Origin of the sequence: Paraburkholderia sp. BL25I1N1 (genome assembly GCF_003002025.1) — a bacterium.
GTDB lineage: Bacteria > Pseudomonadota > Gammaproteobacteria > Burkholderiales > Burkholderiaceae > Paraburkholderia.
This window is the reverse complement of sequence record NZ_PVZB01000006.1, coordinates 105194-119137: the sequence shown is the minus strand read 5'-3', so window position 1 is coordinate 119137 and position 13944 is coordinate 105194. Positions and strand designations below refer to the sequence as shown.

Genomic DNA, 13944 nt, shown 5'->3' with positions numbered 1-13944 from the left:
GGAATTGGCCACGACATTACTACTCGCCCATCCCCGTGGAACTCGATATCAGCATGCATCCGCAACCGGCCTTAAAGCCGTGAAGCGCGACCTGTCTCGCGTCCGAGAAAATATGGCCTTCGCCTGGCATGATCGACGTCGTGCCGTGTCCTGCCCGCGGACACGAGACCCGATCGCCGACAAGTGCCGCGGGCAACCCATCGACGATCGTTGTCGAACTCGCCGTCTCTACGAAGCCACCGTGGTCTGTCCGATCGCGTAAGCGAATGATTCCTTTCATGATTCCCTCCTTATGGGCTTGTTCTGACTGGCTGGGGCTGCAACGTTTATTCCGGTTTCGACGCTAGAGGTTGGGAGGTTTCACCGTAGCCTTTACCTAGCGCCGCCACTTCCGGTAGCGCTGGCGTCGTTGCCCGCAGGCCGATGCTGTTCAGCAGCCCTTCGAAGCGTGGCTGGCTCTGTGCAAACGGCGGTGGATCCGATGCGAGTTCTCCTTCCTCGACCTGATTACGCGCGAACGTACGCATCTTGACGGCCAGCCATGGCAGCGCCTGGGAGTCCGGTTTGGCGTTGGTCCCGGCGTAGACGGTGTACACCTCGTACGGCGGCCGGTTGAGTACCTTCTTTAATTGCGCCGGCGTATAGTCCGCGCGGTGGTTTGCGTCGTCTTTCTCTGACTCGCTCAGCCCTTCCACGCGTGCCACCACGCCGCTCTCTATCCCGCCTCTGCCGTTAATCCGTACTTTCTTCGGGCCGATACGTTCCACAATCTTCACGTTTTCAGGCACTGCTGCGCCCAGCAGGCCGACTCCTGATACGCCGAGCGCATCCCATAAGGCACCACCGCCTGGCGGCGTCTGGTCGTTCAGCACTCCCGTGTCGATTACGTAGATCACGCCGGGCACATCGCGGTAGCGCATGCCCAGTTTCATGCGAAACGGCGTCTTGCCGTCGTCGGCGATGAATCCATAGGGGATGCACAGACCCTGTTGCGTGGGAATCTCGAATTCGGCGCGCGCGCGGAACCGTTGCAGGAATTCGCGCATGCGGGCTTCGTTGGCCTGCGGCTGGCCAGCCGGGCCGGTCTGCTCGAAGATGTGCAGCCACGGTTTGCGGTAGACGTAGGCCGTCAGTGTTTGATGCCGGTTATTGCGACGGTCGTCGTCTGCCCTGAGTTCATCGGGATATTCCGATTCCCAGACACCAAGACTGTCGGGAATACCCGTCTCGAAACGATGGTCGAGCCTGGCGCGAGCCATTGACAGTTCATCGTTGTGGATTCGCTCTTCGAGGGATTTACGCTCTTCGTCGGAAGTTGTCCTGGCAAGCCAATCTGTCCATGTCGCAATGTCTTTAGTATTCCAGTTAATCGAGTTCTTTCTGTCAAGGTCCAGTTTTTTAAATTGCCAGTTGAACTCTTCCCGTTTGGGATCGGAAACCACCGCAACTCTTGTGCTGCCGACTTCGATACCATCGTGTACGTCATAAATCGATGCGCTTTGTCGTGGAGAGAACATGTAGCTGTTGCCAGGATCGGAGGGCCACTCAACTCGCCCCGCGACATTGAACGCGTGCCGGCCGAGGCATTCACGCTCGCTGCTCGACACTGGCGTCGTATAAGCCGCCTTCGATACTGAGGCAAGATCTTCGCTCCAGATCCGCTCGTCTTTCTGTGCCTGACGTTCTGCCCGCGAGGGACCGCATCCCACCATTAGAACGGTGGCGATCACGCCCAATATCGTCACACAGTTGAGTCTAGAATTTATCACCCTGCCGCCTCCCTGTCGTTCTCATTTGTTTGCGCGATTACGACCAGCGCTCCAGGATCGCCTTGCGTAGCAGGACCGTCTGTCGCGGCGAGCAAAGTCAGGTTAATTCCCGAAATATTGTTCTCACCTGCGGTCCAGCGAATAGGCAACGCACAAATAAATCCGGCAACTTGAGTTGGTGCAGTCGTCTTCGGATTCGCTTTCGCTTCCCAGCTACGGGGCTTGTCTCCAGCAACAGGCTCTCGCCAGAATGTTTCAAGGAACGGCATGCGCTCCTTCATCTTCCCTGCCTTGTTAACCCAGGTCGGCCAGATCGAGCCGCCCTCGTCCTTGACATTCAGCTTTGGCACCGAGTAGGGCACATAGCTGAATGCCTTGCGATATTCGAACGCATTCAGCTCAGCCCGGTCTTGAATTCCCTTCCATGTTGCAGGACTGCCCGGTTGGTCGATGATCCCGGCAAGCTCGCTTGCGGGGTGCCGGCAGTTTCCACTGAGACCAAACAGCTTGCGCCACAGATTCCTGCGCAATTCATGCACGCTTTTTCCAACCTGTTGCGTGTTCTTTCCGTCAAGCAGAACAGGAACGGACGCATCATCGACAATCACCATCGCCAATTCTGAATCCCGCTTGCCCAATTGACTGCGATCGTTGATATTCGCGCTTCCCAGAATCGCCACCCGGTCATCGGCAATCAGTAATTTGCTGTGTATGTACACCTGTTCCGTTACGGGCTGTCCGCCCAGGTTGGCCCAGTTGCGCAGATTCAAGAGCGTAAGGTAACTCTTCCATTCGGAGGGCACATCGCGCACCAAATCTTTCCATTCCAGTTCTGTCAAACGTTGGAACACCGCCAGCTTCTCCTCATTCGTCATCCCCGGCTTTGCCTTCCGCTCCCGCGCCTCGAGGATCGCCCGGCGAATGGTGTTCACCAGGCTATGGGTGCCAAACACCAGCGACTGCATGGTCAGATGGATCTGCGACATCACCGCTATATCGTCGAGTTGCCCCTCTGGATGAACGGGCAGCACCATGTACACGTGAAACGGCAGCCCCTCCAGGATCGCCCGGCGGATGCGCGCGCCCAGTGCATGACCGATCGGGTTCAGGAGACTCTCCTGCGGCTTGCCAAACAGTTTCGTCGTTTCGACCGTAGCCAGGCAGCTCAGATTGGTCCTGAAATCGGTCAGGAATTTCTCGTCGCCCCGCGCTTCCTCTATCACCCGCTTCAGCCTGGCGAGATCGATGTTCTTTGGAATCTCGCTCATCGTCATCGAGCGCGTGATCCCAATTTTTTCCATATACGCTCGCGCGTTCGGTGCCTGCCACGGATCGCGCAACGCAGCCATCGGGCCCGACCACGCCCGGTCGGATACGTTGGTCCCAAACGCCGACTGAAAAAACTGCCCCTCGATATAGATGAAATGCTGCGCACCGCTGATGGCCTTGAGCATCGCTTTCATGCAGTTGTTCTGGCTACGGGTCGGCTTCGGCCCCTGCGGATTGGCCGCATATTCACTCTGGAGCAGACGCAACGGCGCACTGCGCAGCAACTGCGCCCATTGGGTGCCCCCCGGCGCCTCCTGCCGCTGCGGCGCATGCATCTTCGCCAGCATCGGCAGTCGATGAGCCGTCCATGCGTCGGCCGATACATAAGGTGTCAGTTCGAGCGCCTTCAGCAGGATATTGACCAGCCGGAACCCCGGCAGCGAATCGCTGTTCACCGGCATCATTGGTGACGACCCGGATTCCGGAGAACAGTACCGTTTCACGAAGCCATCCCAGCGATGCACGAAATTGGTCGCCAGATCGAACACCGCCGGCCCCTCAATCCGCATATGCACGTCGTGCCACGGCATGCGCGGCTGCTTCGTCGTGTCGTGGACCTTTTCGCCGTACGGCATGGCCTTGCGTTTTGTGACCAGGTCCGCAAGCGGCTCCTTACGCTGCTGCGTGACGTCGGCAATTGACGTGACACACGCGATCCCGAACGCCTCGATCAGACTGCCCACAGTCGTATAAACCCCGGGCGGCAGTTCATCCAGATGACCACCGCGCAGCCAGTCGATCATCCAGGTCACCGCGACTGCCGTATCGGCGCCATAGTTGCGCAGTTCCTGCTGAAGCGCAGGACTCATCCGATCCCACGTGCGACGCGCCAGCCACTGCAACGCCTCACCCGGCGCGTCCGCGATCGCCTCCTTCGTATTGTCGACTTTCGTCCTGACGTATGCTCCGGCCGCGCGCACGCTCGCCGGCAGCAGATCGGTGTTGCTCCACCAGTCCTGCACCCGCCACGCAATCTGGTCGTATTGCGTCTTCCTGTCGTCAGCCCAATCGAGCCCGCTGTTGACCGGCCCAAGATCGAGTGGCGAATACCACCACGCCGCACCTTTCGCGAGAAACTGATCGGAGCTCCCTGCCAGCAGTTCGCTGAGGGGAACATGGCCGACCTTTTCGACGCGCGTCATCGAATTGATCTTCGGGATACAGCTGCTGTAAAACTCGTTGCCGCTGCGCCCCTGGGCTTCGAGCGAAAAAGTACCGTCGTCGCGCCGCCCGTAGGCCAGATCCATGCCGCCCAGATAGCCGATTCTGTTGTCGACCACCACCATCTTCTGGTGATGCGAGAAACCCAGCAGTCCGGAAGCGCCCGCAACATCGCTTTGCCCCATTGCCGGCAACGTCCATGCGCGCCGCTTCGGCAGACCGGCGTTCAACTGGTTCAGTCCGAGCAGGGATTCGAAAATTCCCACGTCGAACGCGATCGGCGGGGGAGCGAACCACGGCATGACGAACACTTCGACGCCCCGCTGCACCGCCCCGCGCAACAGTTCAAACAAAGTTCGGCCGTCGCCCATGTCCACGTCGAAGTTGACCTGCCAACCCGCAATGAAAATGCACGTGGCGGCGCCATCGATAGCCTTCGCCACGTCGCTGAAATAATCGCTGCCCGTCACGAAGAACTGCGCCTTGTTCTTCTGGCGCGGCCCCGAGAAGACGTCGCCCCATTCAATTGATTTCAACTCTTTCGCCAGACCCGGATCCGCACTCTGTGGATGCTCGACATCGGATACGAAACAGCCCGGCGCCGACACGGATTGAACGCTGCCCTGCTTCGCGGCGATATGTGTGATGGTTTTAGTCATCTTCTGGTTGCCACACAACTTAGGTCTTGATGGTCCGGTAAATGTGCCGCTCGGTCGTGCCGAGAGCGTCTTGCGCATAGTCCACAACCGGATCAACCGATGCGTCCCCTCGAACCGAATGGAGATCCGGAGAGAAATCCGCTGCATTCAAGCCATGCAACAATTTGTCTTCGTCAGTCCAGTTCGCCAATTCGGACTCGACGTTGACGCGCACGGTATGCCCGGGATAAACCAACCACGTTTGCATGGGGTTGACGCAATGAACCTCCGAGACTCTTTGCTTTTCCTCATCCGTCAGATTGATATTCCCGCTTGCGTCGCTCGTACCCTGCGCCACGAGTCGTTGTTCATCGACGTCCAGCGAATCGGGTTCGGGACCATGCACGATCTTCCACGGCGCGTGCGCCAGCGGATGTCCGTCGGAGCCTGGACGATCAGCAAGACGAAACTTGAAATCGAACTGTTGCTGCTGAAGTTCCGATTTGGGCAATGCGGGTAACACACCCGGCATGCTCGCTGGTCCGCATTTCTGAAGACTTACCGTATGGCAAAGTATGTTGTCCGGCGTACCGAGATGAATCTTGCCGTCCTTCAACTGTATGTAAGCCCGGCCGCACGTGAGCAACAGCTCGTCTTTTGCCGTGACCACGACCTTGCGCTCAGTGCTGGTGATGGACAGATCGTGTCGTGCCGTCAATTCCAATGCATCGTTCTGCGCCTGAACCTGGATCTTGCCCTTGTTCGCAAACAGCTTGATGCCGGACTTCTGCGCAAACAGACTAATTGCATCGCCGGCGCCGACAGCGAACCGTTTCCATGCGCTCACCTGCACATCGCGCGCGGCATCGAACACGACGTCGACGCCGGCGCTTTGTCGAATATTTCCAGGCGTGGTGGCCACAATCGCGGCCGGAGATGAAAGCAGCAGCACTGCTGCCTGCAATCCCTTTACCTGATCATGGAGCAGATCGTTTTGTGTCTTCAGGTCGAGCAGGTCCGCCTGTGCGGTCTGCGCGGCGTCATTGAGCAGTCGCATTCTTTCGTGTGATTGCTCGAGCTGCTGCAACGCTGCCCGCATCTCCAACTGCAATCCACCCGCCTTCGGCTGATCGTCTGCCGAAATAAAAAGTCCCTTTCCACCGCGAATCGCACCCCAGCCCGACGAGCGCAATTCAAACCCTTCACCGCGCTTCTGCTTCTTGCTGTCGACCAGATGCCCAAGATTCAGCTGACTCTTCCCCGAATGCTCAGTGGACAACTTGATCCCTTCCTGCCCCTCCCAATCCTCCATGCGCAGCTTGTTATTTGCCTGCGTCCGGATCACATTGCGCGAGAGCCAGCGGTCCTGATTCGTGATCAGATCGATGGCCTGGCTGTGGTGATGAAACTGTGAGATATATGGCTTATCCGGATTGCCGTCGCGGAACTCCACCACGGCTTCGTCGCCGTCAAGCGCCGGAAAGTGAAACCCCGTCTGCAATTTGCCCGCGAATGGCTTCGCCAGCCGCAGCGGCACGCTCTCTCCGCCCGGATTCCATTCGTCGAAGTCCAGGTCGAAGCGCACCACATAGTGGCCCTGCTGCGTCAGATAGGCATACTTGTACTGATCGGGGGAAGTCACCCGCGCGCTGAGCGTGCCGGGGATCTTCGGCCACGTGTCCTCTTCGAGTCTCAGCCGGAAGCGCCGGTCAGCGGGAATTGCCCGGTAGCTGTTGCGGTACGCCTGATCACGCGCGCCACTGTGTGTCACTTCGACAATCACCTGGCCATTGGGCGCGTCGGGCAAATCGTCATCCATGCGCAGCACGCGCGCCGGCCGCACACCGAGCACGTTGCTCTCGCCTTCGTAGACCACTTGCCACGCGATCTCGGCCTCGTGGCGCAGTTGAGCTTCCCACTGCGCCCCGCCCTGATCGAGATGATGCGTGCCGTACACGTATGACTGGCCGTAGGTCGTGGTGTCCTTCATCGCCACGTTCGCGTCGGCTTTGAAGCGCTCCCACGCCTGATCGGGGTTGTAGTCCGCGACACGAATCGATTGCGGCACCGCGCGCGCGTGCATCTCCAGCGCGAAGACCGCCTCGATACCGGACTCCAGTCCAGCCTTCTCGCGGTACGGCACCTTCAGTTCCGGCGTGTAGACGTAATGGTCGATGTCATCGGCTATCACCACGACGTCGCCGAATTTTCCCCTCTCGGTGTAGCTGTAGATACCCTCCTTCTGCATCAGGATCTGGATGTAAGACCAGTCATCGATCTGATACTGAAAGCGGAACGCGTGCTGCGGAAAGTTCCGACGTAGCCTGAATACAAACTGGTTACCGTTCAAACCGTGACGACGCAGGATCGCCTCGATGATCTGCGGCGCAGTCTGCCGCTGATAGATGCGGCTCGTACGCGTGAGCTTCAGACGCGCGATGTGCGCCTCGACCACGATGCGGTAGCCGCTGAAATCCTTCGTCGTCTTCGTCCTGCTGAAGCCCGTGATGCAGCCGGCAAATACGCGTGGCGCGGTGCCGTCCGCTGGCTGGATAGTGAACGTGGCATCACGGCCCAGGTAATCGGCCCGCGCGAGACTTTCCGGATGCGTGAGTTCGACGGTGACCCGGTAGGGCTCGCCCATTCGTTCAACCGCTGTGAACGACACTACCGAGAGGTCCCGGCCATTGCCCGGCCCTGTCACGTCCAGAAAATACGACTGCTGCACAGTCATGGGCCTCAAACTACTCCCGTACGTCTCCACGTCCCCCAGCAGACTCGCCATTGCTTTTATCCCCCACGTATAGCTTCGACCATAAGCACTCGAAAAAAGTGCTTATGGCATTCCGTCAGATGAGCCGAGGTGCAACGGTAAACGCTTTGGATTCCTTTGTGAATATGCCACCACTCTTTTTCTTACCAATTCTCAAAAAATACTGGGCAGGATATTTCGAGATGAAATTTATATGCTATTAATAAAAAACGCGATTCTGTTGCACTGATCGTTGTCTCAAACTAAAAGGAAATAAAAATGGCAGAGAGCTTCCAGAACGAGGTGCCCAAGGCAAGAATTAACATCAAACTAGACCTGCATACAGGAGGCGCGCAAAAGAAGGTCGAGCTGCCGCTCAAACTTCTGGTCATGGGCGATTACAGCAACGGTCAGGACACTCGGGTGCTGGCGGAGCGCGCCAAGGTCGACATCAACAGGAACAATTTCAACGCGGTACTCGCCGGCTACAACCCGAAGGCAAAGATTGCCGTCGAGAACACGCTCGCGGGCGACGGCTCAGAATTGCCAGTGGACCTCGACTTTAAATCAATGGACGATTTCAAGCCCGACGCGGTGGCCGGCAAAGTTCCGGAGTTACGCGCGTTAATGGCTGCGCGCAATCTGCTGCGTGATTTGAAATCCAACTTGCTCGATAACGCAATGTTCCGGCGCGAGCTCGAGAAAATCCTGAGAGACCCTGGCCTTTCCGATCGCCTTCGCGCCGATTTGCAGAAGATTGGTGAAACCGCTCCGTCGAACCAGAAATAAACACTGACCATTGCGGAAATTTCCTTAAAACAAATGGCTAAAAACGAAACCCGTCTTCAAGAATCGGCAGCGGATACGACAACACTCGACGCACCGGGTAAAAGCGTCTATGAATCGCTATGCGAGAAAATTAATCTGACACCTGTCAGGGAAACTCGATCATTCGAATCCTTTCAGAATCCGGACGCGCTGTCGGAATCATCGCTCGACGAACGCGTCGCACAAGCCATGAGCGTGTTCCTGAAGATGATCAAGGACTCGTCGCAGCAGGTGGACCGGCTGGACAAGAGCTTGCTCGATTTTCACATCGCTCATCTGGACCAGCAGATCAGCCGCCAGCTCGACGCGGTCATGCACAATGAAACGTTCCAGCAGATCGAATCGGCATGGCGCGGGCTGAAGTTCCTGGTCGATCGCACCGACTTCCGCAAGAATGTCCGCATCGAAGTGCTGGACGTGTCGAAAGATCAACTACGTCAGGATTTCGAAGACACGCCTGAGGTAATTCAGAGCGGGTTGTACCTGCACACCTACATCCAGGAATACGATACGCCGGGCGGCCAGCCCATCGGCTCGATCATTTCGAACTACGAGTTCGACCGCAGCCCGCAAGACATCGCGCTGCTACGCAATATATCGAAGGTGTCGGCGGCAGCGCATATGCCATTCATTGGTTCAGTCTCGCCGCAGTTCTTCGGCAAGGACTCAATGGAAGAAGTCGCGAGTATCCGCGACATCGGCAACTATTTCGATCGCGCCGAGTATCTGAAGTGGAAGAGCTTCCGCGAATCGGACGACGCGCGCTACATCGGTCTCACGCTGCCCCGCTTTCTCGCGCGCCTGCCGTACGGTCCGGACACAACGCCGGTGCGCGCGTTCAACTACGAGGAAGCGGTCAAGGGTCCTGATCACACGCGCTATCTGTGGGCGAACGCATCCTTTGCGTTCGCGGCCAACATGGTGAATAGCTTTGTCAAAAACGGTTGGTGCGTGCAGATTCGCGGGCCGCAAGCGGGCGGTCTGGTCGAAGACCTGCCGATCCACCTTTACGACCTTGGCACGGGCAATCAGGCCAAGATTCCGAGCGAGGTATTGATCCCCGAAACGCGTGAATTCGAATTCGCCAATCTCGGCTTCATTCCGCTGTCGTACTACAAGAACCACGATTTCGCGTGCTTCTTTTCGGCACACTCGGCGCAAAAGCCGGCCCTGTACGAAACCAAGGAAGCGAGTGCGAACAGTCGCGTCAACGCGCGTCTACCGTACATCTTCCTGCTCTCGCGGATTGCGCACTACTTGAAACTGATCCAGCGCGAAAACATCGGCACGACGAAAGACCGCCGTCTGCTCGAACTGGAACTGAACACGTGGGTCAAGTCGCTCGTCACCGAAATGACGGATCCGGGTGACGATCTGCAGGCTTCGCACCCGCTGCGCGAAGCCAAGGTAATTGTCGAGGACATCGAGGACAACCCGGGGTTCTTCCGCGTCAAGCTGTTCATCGTGCCGCACTTCCAGATTGAAGGAATGGATATCAATCTGTCGCTCGTGTCACAAATGCCAAAGGCGAAAAGCTAAATACGGCCCCACAGAGGTAAGCAAGAGATTTAACCCAGACGTAATCGGGTAGTTCCCGCGCGGCGCCCAGTGAGGTGTCGCGCGGCATGCATTCAATACGAAACGCTGTTCGAGCATCATCCAATAACGATGAACATAACCAGACCGCTGTGGGCGCAGGGGATTTTCATGACGCCCCAGCATTTCCAGCAACAGGCACTGTGGGAACGCTTTGCTGATGAACGCATCGCGCGCATCGCCAGCCCTGAACCGTGGGGGGCATCACGCGTTGTCTTCGACGCACAAGCGTTGTCGATCAATCGTCTGCAGTTGTCGGTGCTCGATCTGAGGCTGCCTGACGGCACGCAGATCGATACGGAATCCGCCGACCGTCTGCCGGCTCCGCGCGACCTGGGGGATGTGCCCGCGCAGAACGATTCGGTCGTCGTGCTAGCCGCGCTGCCGCTGCTCGATCCGCAAGGCGGCAACTGCTTCGAAACCGGCGAGAAGCCCGCTCGTCCACGCCGCTTCGCGCGTGAATATCTGCTGATCGCAGACCTCAACGGTGACGGCAAGGAAGAAATCAGCGTCGAGCGACATGCGCTGGCGCTACTGTTCGACTTCGAAGAACCGGACAACTACGTCACGTGCCCGATCGGCCGGATCGTGCGCAACGCACAGGGCCGCTTCGAACTGGATCCGGCGTTCGTGCCGCCATGTCTCGTGCTGTCGGCGAGCACCCAATTGACCGCCCGCATGAACCGTCTGTCGGAAATACTGAGCGCCAAAAGCGCCAGTCTGGCGGTGCGCCGGCGCGAACGCTCCGATCAGATCGCCGACTACGCGGTCGCCGACGTGTCACTGTTCTGGCTGCTGCACAGTGTGAACAGCAACTGGCCCGATCTCGCGCGTCTGTGCCAGGCGCCCGATCAGCATCCCGAACGACTGCATGCAGTCCTGGCACGTCTGGCCGGCTCCCTGCTCACGTTCTCGACCACTGAGACGCTTCAGGCGATTCCCCGGTACGACCATCACGCGCCCGAGCCTGTATTCGCCGAGCTGGAATCGCTGATCCGCACGCTGCTCGATACGGTCATTCCGTCGCGCGTCGTGCCGATCGCACTGGAGCGGATTCGAGGCACGGCATGGCTCGGCAAGATCTTCGACGAGCGACTCGTCGAAGGCGCCGACTATTACCTGTCGGTTCAGTCCGGATTGCCCGCGCACGCACTGCTCGAACAGTTGCCGCGTCTGTGCAAGGCGGGAGCACCCGATGAAGTCGAGCAGATCGTCAACTCAGCGCTGCCCGGCATCCCGTTGCGGCCAATGTCCCGATTGCCGGCGGCAATTCCGGTGCGCATTGAAAATCAATACTTCGCTCTCGATAGCGCCTCTCCCGCTTTCAAGCGCATGGTAGATGCACGCGCGTGCCAGTTTTACATCCCGGCTTCCATGCCGGAGGTTTCGCTCGAACTTTACGCGGTGTTGCCGGCATGAACTCCGCACCTGACGCCGACACGATCTTGCTGCCGGTCGCCTTGCGCGACACCGCGTTGAGCATCGCGAGTCTCGCCGGCAATTCGGCGCCGCAGTCCTTCACGACGTTCCGAGACACGTGCAAGCAACAGGTCCGTGCTCTGCGTCAACAGCTGACAGCCGCGGGGCATCCGTCCGACGTCGTCGAAGACGCTGTCTATGCGCAGTGCGCCTTGCTCGACGAGAAGGCGCTCAGCAACCTGAAGGGCAACGATCGCGACGCATGGGAACGCGAGCCGCTGCAGGTCGACGAGTTCCAGAGTCATGACGCGGGCGACGAACTGATCCGGCGCATCGAGCGCCGTCTTGCGCAACCGCAACCGGTTCTGCCGCTGCTGGCCATCTTCGGCGCAGTGCTCGACCTCGGATTCGTCGGGAAGTTCGCGCTGGTGGGTCACGATGCCCGCACGGCACTCATGCGGGCGATCAGTGAGCGGCTCTGTCGGGATCCGGATACGAGCAGCGTTCTCGTCGTCAAACCCGAGGGTGTGCGTCGCTGGAACGTTCGCCTTTCGCCGCTTATGTGGGTCGCCATCTCAAGCATCGTGGCCGGCATCGCATACCTTGCGCTCGATCAATGGCTCAACGCCTCGATCGCTCGGATCACACATTGACGGGGTCGCGCTTGACTGGTTATCCCAACGGTTATCCCTACCGCACGCTTGTCCTGTGGATCTCGATCCTTGCATTGATCTGGCTCACGCTATCTTCACCCTGGTCGGCGGGATGGAACGCGTGTGGCGCCATGATCGTCGTCGGCCTCGCGCTCGTTGCGACGGTAGTCGCGACCCGACGCGTGCGGGCGCGCCGTGAAGCCACGCACCATCTACTGAGTGCTGTTGATGCCGCGCTCAGTTCGCTTCCTGCCGATCTGAAACGTAACACGCCACTGGTGCTCGTCATCGGCGACACCAGCGGTACCCTAGGGTACGTATTCGGCGAGGACCTCGTGCGCATCACCGACGCCGCGATCTGGGTGCGTGGCGACGATCCGGTCCGCCTCGCCCATCTGGCCGACGCGCTGAAGCGCTGGCGCGAAGGCCAAGGGCCCGACGCCCTCGCCTACCTGCTTGCAGCGGATCACGCGACGGGCGCCGTGACCCTGCAGGCAGGATTGCGGCGTTGGCGCTCGGCAATTGGCGAGGCGAGCCGCGCGATCGGCTACCCGCTACCTGTGTGCGTGGCGATATATGCACGAGCAATGGACCGCACCGCGGACGAATCCCCGTGGTTCGGCGTGTCGGGGGCGCAGCCCCTGCAGTTCGACAATCTGCCGGCACTCATTGCAAGGCGCCTCGCGCAATACATACGCGTGGCCAGCCCGGGCATTCAGCACGAGCGCCAATCGCGGGCTTATCGCGCAGCCCGGCTCGACGCTGTCACGCGCTGGGCGAGTGAAACGGTGCTGCCTGCGTTAGCCGATACTCAGCGTGGCATGCCGCCGTTGCAGACCGTCGCGTTCGGCGTGACGGCGATAGACGGACTGCCCGCCGCGGACTCGCTCAGTGGCGAGTTTGTCGCAAAGCTGACGGCGTTGCCGCTTTCCCCCGCGCAAGGCGCGGTAATCTCTCAGGCACGGCAAAAGCAAACGTATTGCCCGTTGCCGGAAGCGCTTATTCGCGGCATTCCCCTTCAGCCAGTACGGCGTGCGTTGCCGCGTGCACTCGCGCATGCGTTCGGATGGCTGGCGGTGTACTTTTGCGCGGCTGCCGCCGCGTCGGCCTGGCAGAATCGCGCGCTGGTCGAACGGGTGATGAGCGACATGAGCCGTTATAAGACCATCGCGCCCGCCCGCGACGCGGCCCGCGTCGACGCGCTCAACGCCGTCAAGCGCGATCGCGACGAACTCGAACGCTACGCAAGCGTCGGCGTGCCTCCGCGACTAGGCCTGGGTTTCTATCGAGGCGCGTCGCTGCTGCCGTCGGTCGGCGAACTGATTGCCGGCTACCAGCCGCCGGCTCCCGCGCCGGCCATGATCGAACTGGACAGCATGTCCCTGTTCCGATCAGGCAGCGCGGTCCTGAATCCGGGTTCAAACGGTGTGCTGGTCAGTTCGCTGGACCTGATCAAGGCGCACGCGAACAAACGCGTACTGATCGCCGGCCACACCGACTCGGTCGGCAATCCGGCGAGCAACCTGAAACTGTCCGAGGCGCGCGCCGCATCCGTACGTGACTGGCTCGCGGACGCGTCAGGTATCGCGCTCACTCATTTCGCGATTCAGGGTTATGGCGACACGCGTCCCAAGGCTTTGAACGACACAGAGGCAGGACGCGCCGCAAACCGCCGCGTCGAAATCACGCTCGTTCCAGAGTGCAGAGACACCGAAAGAGTCAGCCCGGACAGCAAGAGCCGCAATAACGGCAGTTCAACCACCCAAGGCCAAACGGCCTGTTCAATCGAGTAAAAAGGA

Annotated in this window: 9 protein-coding genes; 5 read left to right on the top strand and 4 right to left on the bottom strand. The window is 59.4% G+C overall.

Features of this window, described 5'->3' with window-relative positions:
* Positions 1 to 19: 19 nt before the first annotated feature.
* Genes B0G73_RS11150 through B0G73_RS11135 form a run of 4 tightly spaced genes read right to left on the bottom strand, consistent with a single transcriptional unit; the run spans position 20 to position 7631 of the window.
* Complete coding sequence (locus B0G73_RS11150) at positions 20 to 280, bottom strand: PAAR domain-containing protein (RefSeq protein WP_106280643.1); 261 nt, start codon at positions 278 to 280, stop codon at positions 20 to 22.
* A gap of 46 nt (positions 281 to 326) precedes the next feature.
* Positions 327 to 1730 carry a T6SS immunity protein Tli4 family protein gene (locus B0G73_RS11145; RefSeq protein WP_146144167.1) on the bottom strand — a complete coding sequence of 468 codons (1404 nt, stop codon included), beginning with the start codon at positions 1728 to 1730 and terminating at the stop codon, positions 327 to 329.
* Between the two features lie 35 nt (positions 1731 to 1765).
* On the bottom strand, positions 1766 to 4918 hold the full coding sequence (locus tag B0G73_RS11140; RefSeq protein ID WP_181196529.1) for a phospholipase: 3153 nt from the start codon (positions 4916 to 4918) through the stop codon (positions 1766 to 1768).
* Between the two features lie 19 nt (positions 4919 to 4937).
* Positions 4938 to 7631: a type VI secretion system tip protein VgrG gene (locus B0G73_RS11135; protein WP_308706117.1), complete on the bottom strand. Its 2694-nt coding sequence runs from the start codon at positions 7629 to 7631 to the stop codon at positions 4938 to 4940.
* 297 nt (positions 7632 to 7928) lie between these two features.
* Here B0G73_RS11135 and tssB point away from each other — a divergent pair, with 297 nt between their 5' ends.
* From tssB to B0G73_RS11110, 5 genes are all read left to right on the top strand, one after another.
* Positions 7929 to 8438, top strand: coding sequence for a type VI secretion system contractile sheath small subunit (tssB, locus tag B0G73_RS11130; protein WP_106280635.1), 510 nt, complete (start codon positions 7929 to 7931; stop codon positions 8436 to 8438).
* Positions 8439 to 8471: 33 nt separating this feature from the next.
* Positions 8472 to 10016 (top strand): type VI secretion system contractile sheath large subunit, encoded by a 1545-nt coding sequence (gene tssC, locus B0G73_RS11125; RefSeq protein WP_106280634.1) that lies wholly within the window; start codon positions 8472 to 8474, stop codon positions 10014 to 10016.
* 129 nt (positions 10017 to 10145) lie between these two features.
* Complete coding sequence (gene tssK / locus B0G73_RS11120) at positions 10146 to 11492, top strand: type VI secretion system baseplate subunit TssK (RefSeq protein ID WP_106280632.1); 1347 nt, start codon at positions 10146 to 10148, stop codon at positions 11490 to 11492.
* Positions 11489 to 12145, top strand: a complete 657-nt coding sequence (locus B0G73_RS11115) for a DotU/TssL family secretion system protein (protein ID WP_106280630.1) — start codon at positions 11489 to 11491, stop codon at positions 12143 to 12145. Before tssK ends, B0G73_RS11115 begins: the two co-directional genes overlap by 4 nt.
* Positions 12109 to 13938, top strand: coding sequence for an OmpA family protein (locus B0G73_RS11110; RefSeq protein WP_106280629.1), 1830 nt, complete (start codon positions 12109 to 12111; stop codon positions 13936 to 13938). Before B0G73_RS11115 ends, B0G73_RS11110 begins: the two co-directional genes overlap by 37 nt.
* Positions 13939 to 13944: the final 6 nt, after the last annotated feature.

Coding starts and splice junctions, on each gene's coding strand:
- B0G73_RS11150 (WP_106280643.1), bottom strand. CDS start 280: ATGAAAGGAATCATTCGCTTACGCGATCGGACAGACCACGGTGGCTTC.
- B0G73_RS11140 (WP_181196529.1), bottom strand. CDS start 4,918: ATGACTAAAACCATCACACATATCGCCGCGAAGCAGGGCAGCGTTCAA.
- B0G73_RS11135 (WP_308706117.1), bottom strand. CDS start 7,631: ATGACTGTGCAGCAGTCGTATTTTCTGGACGTGACAGGGCCGGGCAAT.
- tssB (WP_106280635.1), top strand. CDS start 7,929: ATGGCAGAGAGCTTCCAGAACGAGGTGCCCAAGGCAAGAATTAACATC.
- tssC (WP_106280634.1), top strand. CDS start 8,472: ATGGCTAAAAACGAAACCCGTCTTCAAGAATCGGCAGCGGATACGACA.
- tssK (WP_106280632.1), top strand. CDS start 10,146: ATGAACATAACCAGACCGCTGTGGGCGCAGGGGATTTTCATGACGCCC.
- B0G73_RS11115 (WP_106280630.1), top strand. CDS start 11,489: ATGAACTCCGCACCTGACGCCGACACGATCTTGCTGCCGGTCGCCTTG.
- B0G73_RS11110 (WP_106280629.1), top strand. CDS start 12,109: ATGGCTCAACGCCTCGATCGCTCGGATCACACATTGACGGGGTCGCGC.